General features: G+C 61.4%; 13 protein-coding genes, 1 tRNA gene and 1 pseudogene. 8 read left to right on the top strand and 7 right to left on the bottom strand.

Translation table 11 applies throughout. The features are described 5' to 3' along the window. Positions 1–24: 24 nt before the first annotated feature. Both ACF8GB_RS00210 and ACF8GB_RS00215 read right to left on the bottom strand, forming a co-directional pair. A tRNA-Pro gene (locus ACF8GB_RS00210) sits at positions 25–101 on the bottom strand. An 81-nt stretch (positions 102–182) separates the two neighbouring features. Further along, a complete protein-coding gene (locus tag ACF8GB_RS00215; protein WP_058639670.1) occupies positions 183–404 on the bottom strand; it encodes a YgdI/YgdR family lipoprotein in 222 nt (73 codons plus the stop codon). A gap of 183 nt (positions 405–587) precedes the next feature. Between ACF8GB_RS00215 and moaB the strand changes: the two genes are divergently transcribed. The 3 genes from moaB to yegS all read left to right on the top strand — a co-directional run bounded on the left by moaB (position 588) and on the right by yegS (position 3,349). Beyond that, positions 588–1,127: a molybdenum cofactor biosynthesis protein B gene (gene moaB, locus ACF8GB_RS00220; RefSeq protein ID WP_058639669.1), complete on the top strand. Its 540-nt coding sequence runs from the start codon at positions 588–590 to the stop codon at positions 1,125–1,127. Further along, positions 1,111–2,337, top strand: a complete 1,227-nt coding sequence (gene glp / locus ACF8GB_RS00225) for a gephyrin-like molybdotransferase Glp (RefSeq protein WP_100851166.1) — start codon at positions 1,111–1,113, stop codon at positions 2,335–2,337. The genes moaB and glp overlap by 17 nt, the downstream gene beginning before the upstream one ends. A 124-nt stretch (positions 2,338–2,461) precedes the next feature. Continuing rightward, complete coding sequence (yegS, locus tag ACF8GB_RS00230) at positions 2,462–3,349, top strand: lipid kinase YegS (RefSeq protein ID WP_058606173.1); 888 nt, start codon at positions 2,462–2,464, stop codon at positions 3,347–3,349. Here yegS and ACF8GB_RS00235 read toward each other — a convergent pair. From ACF8GB_RS00235 to ACF8GB_RS00245, 3 genes and pseudogenes are all read right to left on the bottom strand, one after another. Continuing rightward, on the bottom strand, positions 3,333–3,992 hold the full coding sequence (locus ACF8GB_RS00235; protein ID WP_058639667.1) for a response regulator transcription factor: 660 nt from the start codon (positions 3,990–3,992) through the stop codon (positions 3,333–3,335). The genes yegS and ACF8GB_RS00235 overlap by 17 nt on opposite strands. After that, positions 3,982–4,878 (bottom strand): sensor histidine kinase, encoded by an 897-nt coding sequence (locus tag ACF8GB_RS00240; protein WP_392526408.1) that lies wholly within the window; start codon positions 4,876–4,878, stop codon positions 3,982–3,984. The genes ACF8GB_RS00235 and ACF8GB_RS00240 overlap by 11 nt, the downstream gene beginning before the upstream one ends. Before the next feature lie 404 nt (positions 4,879–5,282). Further along, positions 5,283–5,690: pseudogene (locus ACF8GB_RS00245) on the bottom strand (histidine kinase); the annotation flags it as partial. A 346-nt stretch (positions 5,691–6,036) separates the two neighbouring features. On the opposite strand from ACF8GB_RS00245, the gene ACF8GB_RS00250 reads away from it, so the two are divergent. Next, positions 6,037–6,972, top strand: a complete 936-nt coding sequence (locus ACF8GB_RS00250; RefSeq protein WP_058639664.1) for a chemotaxis protein CheV — start codon at positions 6,037–6,039, stop codon at positions 6,970–6,972. A gap of 55 nt (positions 6,973–7,027) precedes the next feature. After that, positions 7,028–7,825 (top strand): MOSC domain-containing protein, encoded by a 798-nt coding sequence (locus ACF8GB_RS00255; protein WP_392526409.1) that lies wholly within the window; start codon positions 7,028–7,030, stop codon positions 7,823–7,825. Positions 7,826–7,887: 62 nt separating this feature from the next. Here ACF8GB_RS00255 and ACF8GB_RS00260 read toward each other — a convergent pair whose 3' ends face one another. Beyond that, complete coding sequence (locus ACF8GB_RS00260; protein WP_058639662.1) at positions 7,888–9,813, bottom strand: transglycosylase SLT domain-containing protein; 1,926 nt, start codon at positions 9,811–9,813, stop codon at positions 7,888–7,890. A gap of 223 nt (positions 9,814–10,036) precedes the next feature. Here ACF8GB_RS00260 and ACF8GB_RS00265 point away from each other — a divergent pair, with 223 nt between their 5' ends. Further along, positions 10,037–11,962 carry an ATP-binding cassette domain-containing protein gene (locus ACF8GB_RS00265; RefSeq protein ID WP_196185729.1) on the top strand — a complete coding sequence of 642 codons (1,926 nt, stop codon included), beginning with the start codon at positions 10,037–10,039 and terminating at the stop codon, positions 11,960–11,962. A 116-nt stretch (positions 11,963–12,078) separates the two neighbouring features. On the opposite strand, the gene ACF8GB_RS00270 is transcribed toward ACF8GB_RS00265, so the two are convergent. After that, positions 12,079–12,519, bottom strand: coding sequence for a universal stress protein (locus ACF8GB_RS00270; protein WP_058606178.1), 441 nt, complete (start codon positions 12,517–12,519; stop codon positions 12,079–12,081). 110 nt (positions 12,520–12,629) lie between these two features. Here ACF8GB_RS00270 and ACF8GB_RS00275 point away from each other — a divergent pair, with 110 nt between their 5' ends. Together ACF8GB_RS00275 and fadB are read left to right on the top strand one after the other, a co-directional pair. Beyond that, positions 12,630–13,067 (top strand): hypothetical protein, encoded by a 438-nt coding sequence (locus ACF8GB_RS00275; RefSeq protein ID WP_058639660.1) that lies wholly within the window; start codon positions 12,630–12,632, stop codon positions 13,065–13,067. 524 nt (positions 13,068–13,591) lie between these two features. Beyond that, positions 13,592–15,739, top strand: a complete 2,148-nt coding sequence (gene fadB, locus ACF8GB_RS00280) for a fatty acid oxidation complex subunit alpha FadB (protein ID WP_058639659.1) — start codon at positions 13,592–13,594, stop codon at positions 15,737–15,739. Positions 15,740–15,758: the final 19 nt, after the last annotated feature.

The raw sequence follows: 15,758 nt of genomic DNA on the forward strand, positions 1-15,758 counted from the left end.
ACAAGGCGGGTTTTTTGAAGGACTTGGTCGGAGAGACAGGATTCGAACCTGCGGCCTTCTCGTCCCGAACGAGACGCGCTACCTGGCTGCGCTACACTCCGATGAACAAAATCCTACTGCATCCGAAATTTGCCCGCAAGTCCTTGTAAAAGAACGAAGCTTTGGCCAACTCGGATGGGCTATCAGAGTTCTTTGACGGTGCGAATCTGGTCTTTATTCAGACGCATGCGCTTGCCATCGAGCTGCTCGAACTCGTAGAAGCCGGAATCTTCATCATAGGACGGCTTGTCCACCGCCTGGATTTCGCGACCGTCGTTCAAGGTGATGACGGTTGGGGTCGAGCAACCGGCCAGGGTAGCCAGGCCCAGGGCGAGCATAAAGGCGGGAAGGGTCCGTTTGATCATCGTGTTTCTCCAGTGCGATGGTGCAAGATGACTGTTAAGACGCGGGACGTTAGTGCAAGTTCCTTGCGCGTGCAGCATAACGGCATTCGCTCGGCGCGATCCAGTGAAGACAGCGCTCCTCACGCCGGCGGGGGTGCCCTGTGATATAACTGCCGTCATTGCCATTACCAGTGACCGATACCTATGAAAGCCTCGGCAGACACCCCGTTCGTTCCTCTCAATATCGCCGTGCTCACGGTCAGCGACACCCGCACGTTCGACAACGATACATCGGGCCAGGTCTTCGTAGACCGGCTGACAGCGGCGGGCCACCGGCTCGCCCAACGCGTACTGCTCAAGGATGATCTCTACAAGATCCGGGCCCAGGTCGCGACCTGGATCGCCGATGACACCGTGCAGGTGGTGCTCATTACTGGCGGTACCGGTTTTACCGGACGTGACAGTACCCCCGAGGCGGTTACTTGTCTGCTCGACAAGCAGGTCGACGGCTTTGGCGAGCTGTTCAGGCAGATCTCCGTGGCGGATATCGGTACCTCGACCGTGCAATCGCGGGCACTGGCAGGGTTGGCCAACGGTACCCTGGTGTGTTGCCTGCCCGGCTCGACCAATGCGGTGCGCACCGGTTGGGACGGTATCCTGGCCGAACAGCTCGATGCACGGCACCGTCCCTGCAATTTCGTCGCCCATCTGAAGCAGGCGGCGGCCTGTGAAAGCCGTGGCTGAGGCCGTGCAGCCCAGGCCACTGATGCCGGTGGAACAGGCCCTCGAGCAATTGCTGGCCTTGGCAGATGCCGCGCCGATTCGCGACACCGAGCGCGTGGCGTTGGCCGAGGCACAAGGCCGAGTGCTGGCCAGTGCCCTGGTGGCTTCGCTCGATCTGCCGCCTTGGCCCAACAGCGCAATGGACGGCTATGCCCTGCGCCGGGCCGACTGGCAGGGGGCGCCGCTGCCGGTCAGCCAGAGAATCTTCGCCGGCCACGCACCTGGCCCACTGCAGCCTGGCACCTGTGCGCGGATCTTCACGGGTGCACCGGTTCCCGAAGGCGCCGACTGCGTGGAGATGCAGGAAAATACCCAGGTTCATGCTAATGGCCATGTGCAGTTCCTGCACCCCCTCAAGGCGCTGCAGAACATTCGCCCGCAAGGACAGGAAACCCGCAAGGGTGAGCAGGTGCTCGACGCCGGCACGCGTCTTGGGCCAATCGAGTTGGGCTTGGCCGCCACCCTGGGTCATGGTCAGCTCGATGTGGTACGCAGGGTGCGGGTGGCAGTGCTGTCGACTGGGGATGAACTGGTCGAGCCAGGGCTGCCGCTGGGGCCTGGGCAAATCTACAACAGTAATCGTCGCTTGCTGGTGAGTTGGTTGCAGCGCCTGGGATGCGACGTCACCGACGCCGGTATCCTGCCTGATGACTTGGCCCGTACCCGCGCGAGCCTGGCTCAGTTGCAAGGGGTGGACCTGATCCTCTCGACAGGTGGCGTCTCGGTGGGCGAGGCCGATTATCTGGGCGCGGCCCTGCGCGAGGCCGGTGAGCTGGCCTTGTGGAAACTGGCGATCAAACCCGGCAAACCGTTGACCTTCGGCCACTTCCAGGGCGTGCCGGTGATCGGCCTGCCCGGTAACCCGGCCTCTACCCTGGTGACCTTCGGCCTGCTGGCGCGCCCCTACTTGTTGCGCCGTCAGGGTGTGATCGACGTCGCCCCGCTGCGCGTGTGCCTGCCCGCCGGTTTCGATTGGCCCAAAGCTGGGTCACGGCGTGAGTACCTGCGTGCGCGCATCGAGCAGGGCAAGGTGTGCCTTTACCCTAACCAGAGCTCTGGCGTGTTGCGCAGCGCAGTGTGGGCCGATGGGCTGGTCGAGGTGCAGGAGGGCACTACGCCTGGTCAAGGTGACCTCGTACCCTTCATTCCCTTCAGTGACCTACTCGGTTGACGCACGCCAGCGGCGCAGGCTCGCTCCAGTGCGCGAGCCCTGCGCCGCAATATTTGAACGACCGTGCAACAATTGGTAACGGCTAAGAGTCAAGATGCAGGTGGTCAATTATGGAGGCACCTACATGCAAGCGCGCAAGGCAATGCTGATTCTGCACGGCAAGCAAGCCATGAACGAAGACGTACGCACCGCCGTGCACGATCTGCGCGACACTGGCTGGGCATTGGACGTGCGCGTAACCTGGGAGGGCGGTGATGCCCAGCGCCTGGTCAAGGAGGCACTTGCCGCCGGTTACAGTCACATTGTCGCCGGCGGTGGTGACGGCACCTTGCGGGATGTGGCCGAAGCCATGGGCCTGGCGGGCACCGAAGCCAGCCTGGTGTTGCTGCCGCTTGGAACCGCCAACGACTTTGCCAAGGCGGCCGGTATTGCGCTGGAGCCTGCCCAGGCACTGGCGCTGCTCAATGAACCGGCGCAGGCAGTTGATCTTGGGCAAGTGGGCGAGCAACTGTTCCTTAACATGGCGACCGGCGGCTTTGGCAGCCAGGTCACAGCCAGTACGTCCGAAGACCTGAAGAAGTTGATGGGGGCCGCCGCCTACGTGTTCACCGGCTTGTCACGCTTCAGTGAACTGGAGGCAGCCTCGGTCGAGTTGAAAGGCCCGGATTTCCATTGGCAGGGTGAGTTGCTGGCGCTAGGGATCGGCAACGGTCGCCAAGCCGGGGGAGGGCAGGAGTTGTGTCCGGATGCGGTGGTAGATGACGGGTTGCTGGATGTTGCGATCCTGCCCAAGCCGCAGGAAGTGGTCGGCGCATTACGCGATTTGCTGGCAGGCGATGGGCTGTTCATTCGCACACGGTTGCCGTGGGTAGAGATCAACAGTCAACAGGGCCTTGATATCAACCTCGATGGCGAACCGCTCAAGGCGGACAGCTTGCGTTTCGAAGCGCGGCCCCAGGCGTTGCGCCTGCACCTGCCGCAAGGCTGTCCATTGCTCAGTCATCGAGGCTGATGATCTTTTCGCGCACCGCGAACAGCACCAGCCCGGCGACGTCGTGAATTTGCAGACGTTTCATCACTTGCGAGCGATGGGTTTCGACTGTCTTGATCGACAGCCCCAGACCGTTGGCGATTTCGCGGGTGGACTTGCCGCGCACGATCAGGCGCAGAATTTCCAGCTGCCTGGCAGTCAGGTTGTGTCGCTCGCACGCCGGACGTCTGGCGGGTCTAGTATGACGCAAGGCCTGATTGATGACGGTGTGGGCAATGGCCGGGCTTAGGTAGCGCTCCCCGTTGCGCACCGCGCTAAGCGCCTGCTCAAGTTCAGAGGCGCTGGTGTCCTTGAGCAGATACCCATGGGCACCGCCCTCAAGGGCGCGCATGATCAACTCCGGGTCCGTGTGCATGGAGAGGATCAGCACCTTGCAGGCGCTGCCGCTGGCATTGAGCTGGGTCAAGGCGTCCAGCCCGCTGGTTGATCGCATGGAGAGGTCCAGCAGGATGATATCGGGCATCAACGTCCGCGCCTGATCCAGCAACTGCCCGCCATCGTCGGCCTCGCCGACTACCTCGTACCCGGGTATGTCACTGACCAGGGCGCGGACCCCCGCCCTGATCAACGAATGGTCATCCACCAGCAACAATCTACAGGTCATGGGTATCCACTCGGTTAGCGCGTTGCCGGCTACGGGGCGGCCAGGGGAACACGGCATCGATGCGGGTGCCCTGGCCAACATCGCTGGTAATCTTCAAGCTGCCGTCAAGGGCAGTGACCCGCTCGAGCATGCCAGCCAGCCCACGCTGACTGGCAAGGTGCGGTTCTCGGGCAGGCTTGAAGCCGCAGCCATCGTCCTCGATCGACAATGCCAGGCCCAGCTCCGTACGCCGTAGGTGGATGACGAGATTGCGCGCCCCAGCGTGGCGCAACATGTTGGTCACCGCCTCCTGGGTGATGCGAAACACTGCCATTGCGACATTTTCGGCAATGCCCCCAAGGCGTTGCTTGCAAGACAGGCTCCATTGCACGCCGCTACCGTCCAAGGTGCGCAGCAAGTGCGCGCGCAGGCTGGCCTCAAGACCAAGGCTGGCCAGCTGACGGGGGTTGAGCAGGGCAGAAACGTCGCGCACAGCGCTCAACGTATCGTCCAGCGTGGCATGCAAGGCATCGCAATGCCCCTGCACATCCCCGGGCGTTCGTCGCTGCAGCCATTGCAGCTGCAATTTCGCAGCGGTCAGCAGCTGGCCGATGTCGTCATGAAGCTCCCGGCTCAGGTGCTGGCGTTCATCTTCTTGCACTTTTAGCAGGCGCTCGGCAAGTTCCGCAGGGCGCAAGCTGATCGAGCGCGCTCCCATACGCAGTTGCACGGCGGCGACCAGTACACCGGTCAGCTGCAGCAACACCAGGCTGATGGGTACGGGGCGCTCAGTCAGGTGCAACACTAGGCAGGCGATGCAGGAAACCACACTGATGCCTGCCGTGGCCCAGCACAGCCTGGTGTACGGGGGGCTACAACGAAAAGAGGTCATCAAGCGTGGGAACATAGGTAGGGGAGCCGCTGAAGTATTGCTGATGGGGGCCTTGCACATTACTGCTCAGAAGCTTTTGCGCCGTACTTTCGATGTTTTTTCGACCACGTTTCATTCAACCTTGTGTCAAGTTGAAGCGTTTCGGTGGGGCATACTACCACCTTGAATACCCGAGGTCGCCGCCGAAGACGACTTCACCTAGCTAATTCTTATTGTTGTGAATTGCCCCATAGCGGCGCCTGACTTGCTTGTCTGAGGCTATTTCCTACAACTTTGTAAATTAAAGCTACAACTTTCCAGTTTCGCCAAAGTTGCACTTCTGGCATGCAACTGCAGGGTGGCAAATTGCCCTATGGTTTGTCGCCAAGGTCGGGCTCTTGGCGGTCATGCGCTGCACCGTCACCTGTTAACCAGGCTTATGCCAGAGAAGATCGAACCGCCCTGGCCAGTTCGCCCAGCAACACAAATTGTTCTCCAGCGTCCAGGTCCAGCCGCCCCGTGTGTGCGTCCAGTAGCTCGAGCTGCCAGGCCAGCAGCCTCAGGCATGCGGCAGTAGTACGCAGCGTGTCAAGATGCAGGCATGCGCCTTGGCAGCAGGGTGCCAGTATCTGCTGAAAGGAAGTAGTGAAGTGGGCCACTTCAAGCAGCCCCAAGCGCTGTGCGTCATGTGCCAAGTCGCATAACGCAGCGTCCAGACACCTGCAGGCATCAGGGTCATTTTCGATGAGCTCAAGATGCTGCAAGCAGTCCTCTGCTCTGTGGAGGCGCTTCTGAGCCTTCTCGCGAAAACCTTCAAGCGCCTCCGAGAAGGGTAAGGCACTGTCCATCATGGCGCCTCCATGGGCAGGACAGGCGATAGAGACGGGCACGCCGTTACGATAGCTAGCAAAGCCTGACTCCATTCATGCAGTGAGAATGGCGTCACATTAATGGCTAAAAGATAGAGCGAACATCAGGTTGTACCTGAGTGCCGCTAGGGGTTTCCCTGATAGGCAAGAAAAAAACGGAACTTTTCAGCCCGTGGGAGTGGTATTAGGAAACCCGTTAAGCATGCTGTTAAAGTGATATCAACTAAGGGAGGGGCGTAGCGTTTACTAGGGGTCAAGATGCTACGCCAACTGCCGATACACACACAATCGCGCATATTTTCGACATGAGCCTGGGGGCTTACCAATGGCTGGCATTCTCGACACGGTAGACCAACGCACACAACTGGTAGGTGAGAACCGGCTGGAAATCCTGATGTTCCGGCTGGCTGGGCGTCAGCTTTTCGCAATCAACGTCTTCAAGGTGCAGGAGGTGTTACAGCTGCCCAAGCTGACCCTGATGCCGCAGCGCCACGCGTTCGTCTGCGGTGTGGTCAACCTGCGAGGCCAGACCCTCCCGGTCATCGACCTGTCCCAGGCAATCGGCATGCGCCCCATTCAGCCAGGCCCTGACAGCACCATCATCGTCACTGAATACAACCGCTCGGTGCAGGCGTTTCTGGTGGGCGGGGTCGACCGCATCGTCAACCTCAACTGGGAGTCCATCATGCCGCCACCGACCAGTGCCGGCCGTCAGCATTACCTGACCGCCATCACCAAGGTGGACGACAAGCTGGTAGAGGTGATCGATGTGGAAAAGGTGCTCGCCGAGATCGTGCCTTACAACGCTCGCGTTTCGGGCGAGAAGTTGGCCGATCCGGTTCTGGCAAGGGCACGTGGTCGCGAGGTGCTGCTGGTGGACGATTCCAGCGTGGCCCTGGCCCAGTTGCGCGACACGCTCTCGCAGTTGGGGATGAAACTGCACGTTGCCAGTGATGGCCTCAAGGCGTTGCGCATGCTCAAGGCGTGGGCCGATGCCGGGGAGGACATGTGCGAAAAGCTATTGATGATCTTCACCGATGCTGAAATGCCGGAAATGGACGGTTATCGCCTGACCACCGAGATCCGCGAGGATGCGCGCCTGCGTAAGCTGTACGTCGTACTGCACACGTCGTTGTCGGGCAGCTTCAACGAATCCATGGTCAAGAAGGTGGGTTGCGACAATTTTCTGTCCAAGTTTCAGCCTGATCGCCTGGTCGATGTGGTCAAGCAGCGCCTGTTGCTGGACAACACCAACGCGTGATCGCGCGCCCTGCCGGGTATAAGCTGACGTTTTTGTGAATTATGAGGCGGCAGGGATGTTTCTCAGCAAGCTCTATCGGTATCCGGTCAAGTCAGGGCGGGCACAATGCCTGCAAGCCTCTCCCGTGGGTCTGCTTGGACTGGAAGGAGACCGTCGCTGGATGCTGGTGGAGGAAGAAAACGGGCGCTTCCTGACCCAGCGTGCCTGGCCGCAGCTCGGGCAGCTCGAAGCAGTGGAGTCACGCGGGGCACTGTTGCTGCGGGCGCCTGGGCAAGTGCCGCTGAATGTGATGGCCCCAGCCGAGGATGCCCCGCTGCGAGAGGTGACCTTGTGGCGCGACACCTTGCGCGTGCCGGATGCCGGCGATGAGGCCGCCGCCTGGCTCAGTGGCTGGCTAGGCAAACCGGTGAGGTTGGTCTACTGCCCGCAGCAGCGGGCCAGGTACCTGCCCAATGGCTATGGCACCGACCGTGACCGTGCCGCCTTTCCCGACGGTTTCCCGTTGTTGCTCATTGGCCAGGGGTCGCTCGATGAGCTCGATCGCCGTATCGGCCGGCCCATGGACATGCTGCGGTTCAGGCCCAACCTGGTGGTTCAAGGGGCCGAGGCTTTTGCAGAGGATGGCTGGAAACGCATTCGCATCGGTACGGTGGAGTTTCGTGTTCTGAAGCCAAGCGTGCGCTGTATTTTCACCACCATCGACCCTGCCACCGGGGAGCGCAGCCCTGACCGGGAGCCCATGACCACGCTTAGGACGTTCCGGGAAAAGGAAGGGGACATACTGTTTGGGCAAAACCTGGCCGCCGATGGCAGCGGGCACCTGGAAGTTGGCATGAAGGTGCAGGTGCTCTGAGTCGCCGGGCAGCTGGACGCCGGTGTGACCGGCGCCCAGGCTTGATCAGCCGGCAGTGGCACTTACATGTCGTCGAAGTAGCGCTCGTGCCAGTCCACCAGAGGTTGTGGCATGTTGAGCTTCTGCCCGTAGATCACCGAGTAGGACAGCACGTTCTGAACGTACTGACGGGTTTCATCGAACGGAATGGACTCGACCCACACGTCGAAGCTCAGGTGCTTGGCACCTTTGAGCCATTGCCGCACGCGGCCTGGGCCTGCGTTGTAAGCCGCTGACGCCAGTACTCGGTTGCCGTTGAACTGGCTGTGCACTTGGCTGAGGTAGGCGGCCCCCAGCTGGATGTTCTTGTCCGGGTTCAGGACCTGTGCGGGCGATGCCAGTGGGATGCTGAACTTGCGCGCCGTTTCTTTGGCTGTAGCAGGCATCAACTGCATGAGCCCGCTGGCGCCCACGGGGGAGCGAGCATCTTCCATGAAGGCGCTTTCCTGACGGGTGATTGCGAACACCCAGCTTGAATGCAGGCCGCGCACCTTGGCTTCGCGTACCAGGGTGTCGCGGTGCGCCATGGGGAAGCGCACATCCAGGTCATCCCAGTACTTGGCCTGGCTGATGGTGCGAATGGCCGGGAAATACCAGCGCAACTCGTAACCCAGGCGCGCCTGGGCAACCATTTCGTCGCGGTTGAAGTGACGGCTAACGTGATACCACTCGCGGCGACCTTCGACGATCTGACCGCGAGCATGGAATTCAAGGGCGCGTTGGATGCCAGGGGTGTTGCGCACTTTCTTGACCAGCTGTGGGCTGAGCACCAGGGGCTTGTTGTTCAGCTGGTAAGGGGCTTGCGCACGGTCCGCAGCCAGGAAGCCATAGAAATCACGCTCGCGGGCAACGGCCTTGTACAGCTGCGGGACTTGCGGATTCTTCGGCTGTGCCAGCTCCAGGCTGCGCGCCTGCCAGTACTTCCAGCGACTGCTCTGGGCCAGGTCGCCGCTCAGGCGCTTGGTGAGCGCGTAGGCGTCTTCCCAGCGGCCCAGGCGCAGCAACAGGCGCAAGCGCCATTCACTGACGGTGTCGTCCCGCAGCTCCGGGTCGTAGCGGGTCATCAGGTCAAGCGCGCGCGGGTCATAGCGCCGGGCCAGGGTCAGGCCGATCTCGCGGGCAATGGCCACTTTTTCATCGCGGGAAAAGTGCATGCGCTGGGCGTAGTCGTCAAGCAGCCCCATGGCGCGCTCCGGGTCCTGCCGTGCAAGGCGGCGCAGGCCGAGGCTGACGACGTCCGAGGTGGCCTCGTCGGCCTGGGTGAAGCGTGATGGCTGGTTGAGCAGTTCGGGTTTCTGCGCCACATCGATCAGCAGGCGGCCTTGTGGCGCCAGCGTGGTCAGGGTCTTGACCAAGTTCTCGGCCAGGCCGTAGTTGCGCGCCTGGGCAGCAAGCTTGGCCCGTTCCCAGCGTTTGCCCTCCGTGAGTTGCCCCTCTGCGGCCCACATGGCGAACAACGGGTCGCAGGCAGCAGGCTGGGACTTGCCCACCGACCACAGCTTGTCTGCCGTGGCAAAGCCTTCGGTGCGCATCCCGTGGCTAAGCTGGTACTGGCCGTTCAGGCAATCGAGCTCGGTGAAGTTGAGCTTGGGATCGTAGTAGTTGGCGAAGGTCTGCCACTCGCCGCGTTCGGCCAGCCAGCGCAACCAGCGCAGTTTCATCCAGTTGGCTTGCGGCAGATCGCCATGCTTGGCCAGGAAACCCTCGATCTCCTCGTTGCTGGCAGATTTCAGGCGCGCGGTCAGTTCGTCATAGGCCAGGTAAGGTGTCAGCGGATAGTCGCTCAACGCCTGGGCATAGCGCAGGTACGGGCCCTTGTCGCCCTTGGCCAGCGCACGCTTGGCTTCATCGTAGTATTGACGTTGCACGGTGATGTCGGTGGCCTGGGCCGCGCCGGTGGCAGCGGTGAGCAACAGGCATGAAGCAATTTGTAACAGGCGGCTGCGCATGATACGTCCGGGCAGTTGAACCATGGGAAAGTGGCGGCTGGGCCAGCACTGTTGGGAACGATGGCCCTAGCTTAGCCGTTTGCGGATGACAGGTGAAAGCACTGTGCTTGTATCGGGATATTAAGTTCGACCGGATGTCGCCGTGGGTGGCAGGCGCTGGCCTTGCGGATGTCGGCGCAGGGCCAACTCAGGTAGAATGCGCGCCCGATTTATGGAGACGAACATGACCCTGCTCAAATTCAGCGATGTGTCCCTCGCATTCGGCGCCATGCCGCTGCTGGACAAGGTGTCCTGGCAGATCGCTCGTGGCGAGCGGGTGTGCATCATCGGCCGCAACGGCACCGGCAAGTCGAGCATGCTGCGCCTGGTCAAGGGCGAGCAGAAAGGCGATGACGGCGACATCTGGCGCGCCCCTGGGCTGAAGATCGGCGAGTTGCCCCAGGAACTGCCATTGGCCGACGAGCGCACGGTGTTCGACGTGGTGGCGGCAGGCCTGGATGGCGTTGGCGAGCTGTTGGCACAGTTTCATCACCTGAGTCAGAACATCCAGGGCGATGAAGACCTGGAAAAGCTGATGCACGTGCAGCACGAGCTGGAGGCCCGCGATGGCTGGCGCCTGCAGCAGGTGGTTGAAAGCACCCTGAGCCGCCTGCAGTTGCCGGCGGACAAGACCTTGGCGGAGTTGTCCGGCGGCTGGCGCCGTCGTGTATTGCTGGCCCAGGCACTGGTGTCCGAGCCCGACCTGTTGCTGCTCGACGAACCGACCAACCACTTGGACATCGGTGCCATCGCCTGGCTTGAGGAAGCACTGCGCGGGTTCAACGGCGCTGTGTTGTTCATCACCCACGACCGATCCTTCCTGCAGAACCTGGCCACCCGCATCCTCGAGCTGGACCGGGGCGGCCTGATCGACTGGAACGGCGACTACGCCAGTTTCCTGGTGCACAAGGAGGCCGCGCTGGCCGCCGAGGAAACCGCCAACGCCCTGTTCGACAAACGCCTGGCCCAGGAAGAGGTGTGGATCCGCCAAGGCATCAAGGCCCGTCGCACCCGTAACGAGGGCCGCGTGCGGGCACTCAAGGCGCTGCGCGTTGAGCGCGGCGAGCGCCGGGAGCGGCAGGGCAAGGCCAACATCCAGATCGAGGCGGCCGACAAGTCGGGCAAACAGGTCATGGTGCTCGAGCACGTCAGCTTCTCGCACCCGGACGGGCCGATGCTGGTCAAGGATTTTTCCATGGTGCTGCAGCGCCAGGACCGTATCGGTCTGCTGGGGGCCAACGGCACCGGCAAGACCACCTTGCTCAAGCTGATGCTGGGTGATCTGGAGCCCACGTCGGGCAAGATCGAACGCGGCACCAAGCTTGAAGTCGCCTATTTCGACCAGATGCGCCATCAGCTGGACCTGGAAAAGACCGTCATCGATAACCTCGCCGAAGGCCGTGACTTCATCGAGATCGAGGGGCAGAGCCGGCATGTGCTGAGCTACCTGGGTGACTTCCTGTTCAGCCCGCAGCGGGCCCGCACCCCGGTCAAGGCATTGTCCGGCGGCGAGCGTGCGCGTCTGCTGCTGGCCAAGCTGTTCAGTAAGCCGGCCAACCTCTTGGTGCTCGACGAACCCACCAACGACCTGGACGTGGAAACCCTCGAGTTGCTCGAAGAGGTGCTCTCCAACTACAAGGGTACCGTGCTGATGGTCAGCCACGACCGAGCGTTTCTCGACAACGTCGTGACCAGCACCCTGGTGTTCGAAGGCGATGGCCTGGTCCGCGAGTACGTGGGCGGTTACGAAGACTGGATTCGTCAGGGCGGTTCGCCAAAGCTGCTTGGGGTCACCGAGAGCAAGGGCGGCAAGTCGGCGCTCAACAGTGCGGTGGTGGAGAAGGTCGAGGCCAAGCCGCAAGCCGTCGCTGCGCCAGTGGTCGAGGAGTCGAAGAAAAAGCTCAGCTACAAGCTGCAGCGTGAGCTGGAGATGCTGCCAGGTCAGATCGACGCGCTGGAACAGCGCATGGCCCAGGCTCAGGAAGAGGTGAGCGCGGCCGGTTTCTATCAACGTCCGATCGCGGAGACGTCAGCGGTGCTGGCGAACATCGAGAAGCTGCAAGGTGAGCTCGATGCCCTGGTGGAACGCTGGGCCGAGTTGGAAGGCTAAGCAGACAGTACGCTTAGGGCCTGCGCGTGGCGGGCGAGCCCGCTACCAGGTGCCGGAGGGAGGAGACAAACCCGAGGCACCTGGCGTTGCGGCTTGACGTGCCGCGATGGACAGGTTCAGTCCTTTTTCTGCAGTCGCACTGCCAGCACATCGCAGGGTGCGCCATGCAAAACGTCATTGGCCGTGGAGCCCAGTAGCAGCGCCAGGCCGTGGCGACCGTGGCTGCCCACGACGATCAGGTCGCATTTCTGGTCTTTGGCCAATTGATGAATTTCCTGACGGGGCTGTCCGTAAGTCAAGTGCGAGTCGCCGCGCTGAATGTCCGGATATTTGTTGAACAGGCGATCCATGCGTTCCTTGGCCTGGTCGAACTGCTGCTGCTGCAATTGCGACAGATCCATCGGCACGTCCCCGCCAAACGCCATGGCCATGGGTTCGACGATGTGCACCAGTGAGACCTTGGCGTTGGTTGGCTGGGCCAGCGCCATGGCGCGCTTGATCACAGGGTCGCATTCTTCCGTCAGGTCGACGGCGACCAGCAGATGTTGGTAGGTCATGAGCTCTACTCCAGGCAATCGCTATAGAAGAAGTATGGTCGCTTTCGGGCGGGTCATGCGTGAAAAATGGCTAACCAGCTCATTTGCAACGGTTTATGGGAACTACTGATATGACGGTATTGCTGGTGGTGTCAATCCTTGCGCTGATTCTCAGCCCGCTCTCCTGGCTGCGCAACTCGCGCAATCAGAGCGAGCAGATGCGCTTGCGCCTGGAGGCGCGGCGCATGGGTCTGGCCATGCAGCTGGCGCCTCAGCAGTGGCCGTACTGGTTGGAAAAGCAGCCGCCGAGCCCATGCCCGCAATATCATCGGGCCCGCAAGCGGGGGCATGTCGACAGCTTCAGCTTCTGGCAGATCAGCCCTGGCGTATGGTGCAACCAGTGGCGAGAACCTTGCGAAGACCCACGCTTCATGCAAGCGCTGGCCCGTCTGCCGGCAAGCGCCTACAAGGTCGAGGCCGATGCGCGGATGATAGCGCTCTACTGGACGGAGCGCGGAGATACGGCTGTATTGCAGGACGTTGCCTATGTGCTGGAGACACTGGCCTGACCCCAAAGGCACTCGGCGGGCTGTCCAAGACACCCTGAGATGCGGTGCAACGACACAGCGGCGATTCGGCGGTCCCTGACAGGGGCCTGCTCAATCGCCGCTTTGTCATTCTGCCTCAAGCGAAGGCGGGGCAGGCCAGTGAATTCATCGCGTCATGTGGGGGCTGGCGCTTGTGCCCGGATCAGCCAGACTGCAGAGCACGCCAAGGCTGACAAGGTTTGAAAATTGCCAGCATGAATGGCCAGCGATCAGCCCCATGATCGGTCGTGGCCAGCCTGTGGAAAGTGACCGCAAAGTCGACTTTTCTGCCGTGGGTGCAGCATTTGACAATGCAGATCTTTTCGGAGAATGTGTGCACACCCAAATCAAACGGGCGTATGAATTGAGCGTTTGCATTGCACGTCACTCATTCATGTGCTCGACTCGCGCGCTGACGGGTGTGCCTGGGGCAGGTGGCCATGATGGTTGCGATGCCGCAGCGATCGGCGTGTACAGTTCAGCTTCCATATCTTGGAGATCAGTTGATGATTTACGAAGGTAAAGCCATCACGGTTAAGGCTCTTGAAAGTGGCATCGTCGAGCTCAAGTTCGACCTCAAGGGTGAGTCCGTCAATAAGTTCAACCGCCTGACCCTGAGCGAGCTGCGCCAGGCTGTGGACGCCATCCAGGCCGATGCGTCGGTCAAGGGTGTCATCGTCAGCAGCGGCAAGGACGTGTTCATCGTTGGTGCCGACATCACCGAGTTCGTCGACAACTTCAAGTTGCCCGAGGCCGAATTGGTCGCCGGCAGCCTGGAAGCCAACCGTATCTTCAACGCATTCGAAGACCTTCAGGTGCCCACGGTTGCGGCCATCAACGGTATCGCCCTGGGCGGTGGCCTGGAGATGTGTCTGGCAGCCGACTACCGCATCATGGCCACCACCGCGCGCATCGGCCTGCCCGAAGTGAAACTGGGCATCTACCCAGGCTTTGGTGGCACCGTGCGCCTGCCGCGCCTGATCGGCTCGGACAATGCCGTCGAGTGGATCGCCGCGGGCAAGGAAAACAGTGCCGAAGACGCCCTGAAAGTGGGTGCCGTCGATGCTGTGGTCGCGCCTGAGTTGCTCATGGCCGGCGCTCTGGACCTGATCAAACGCGCCATCAGCGGCGAGCTGGACTACAAGGCCAAGCGTCAACCCAAGCTTGAAAAACTCAAGCTCAATGCCATCGAACAGATGATGGCCTTCGAAACCGCCAAAGGCTTCGTCGCTGGGCAGGCAGGCCCGAATTACCCAGCGCCTGTGGAGGCGATCAAGTCCATTCAGAAAGCGGCTAACTTCGGTCGTGACAAGGCACTGGAAATCGAAGCGGCGGGCTTTGCCAAGCTGGCCAAGACATCGGTCGCACAGAGCTTGATCGGCTTGTTCCTGAACGATCAGGAACTCAAGCGCAAGGCCAAGGCCCATGACGAGATTGCCCGTGACGTCAAGCAGGCGGCCGTGCTGGGCGCCGGTATCATGGGCGGTGGCATCGCCTATCAGTCGGCGGTCAAGGGCACCCCGATCCTGATGAAGGATATCCGCGAAGAGGCCATCGAGCTTGGGTTGAACGAAGCGTCCAAACTGCTGGGCAATCGGGTCGAGAAAGGTCGGCTGACACCGGCCAAGATGGCCGAGGCGCTCAATGCGATTCGCCCGACGCTGTCCTACGGTGATTTCGCCCACGTAGACATCGTGGTCGAGGCAGTGGTCGAAAACCCGAAGGTCAAGCAGGCCGTGCTTGCCGAGGTGGAAGGGCAGGTGAGGGAGGATGCGATCCTGGCATCCAATACCTCGACCATTTCCATCAATCTGCTGGCAAAAGCGTTGAAGCGCCCGGAAAACTTCGTGGGCATGCACTTCTTCAACCCGGTGCACATGATGCCGCTGGTGGAAGTGATTCGTGGCGAAAAATCCAGTGAAGCGGCAGTCGCCACCACCGTCGCCTACGCCAAGAAAATGGGCAAGAACCCGATCGTGGTCAACGACTGTCCAGGGTTTTTGGTCAACCGCGTCCTGTTCCCGTACTTCGGCGGCTTCGCCAGGCTGGTCAGCGCGGGGGTGGACTTCGTGCGCATCGACAAGGTCATGGAAAAATTCGGCTGGCCCATGGGCCCAGCGTACCTGATGGACGTGGTGGGCATCGACACCGGGCATCATGGCCGTGACGTCATGGCCGAGGGGTTCCCCGATCGTATGAAGGATGAGCGCCGCTCTGCCATCGACGCCTTGTACGATGCCAACCGCCTGGGCCAGAAAAACGGCAAGGGCTTCTACGCCTATGAAACCGATAAGCGCGGCAAGCCGAAAAAGGTCGCCGATGCCAGCGTGCTCGAGGTGCTCAAGCCCATCGTGTACGAGCAGCGTGAAGTCAGTGACGAGGACATCGTCAACTGGATGATGATCCCGCTGTGCCTGGAAACCGTGCGCTGCCTTGAAGATGGCATCGTCGAGACCGCCGCCGAGGCGGACATGGGCCTGGTCTACGGCATTGGCTTCCCACCCTTCCGCGGCGGTGCGCTGCGCTACATCGATACCCTGGGTGTAGCCGAATTCGTCGCCCTGGCCGATCGCTATGCCGACCTGGGGCCGCTGTACCACCCGACCGCCAAGCTGCGTGAGATGGCCAAGACGGGCCAGCGCTTCTTCAACTGAGCGGTCAACGAGCTAGAGC

Origin of the sequence: Pseudomonas sp. xss_4 (assembly GCF_043104125.1) — a bacterium.
In the GTDB taxonomy this organism is placed as follows: domain Bacteria; phylum Pseudomonadota; class Gammaproteobacteria; order Pseudomonadales; family Pseudomonadaceae; genus Aquipseudomonas; species Aquipseudomonas parafulva_B.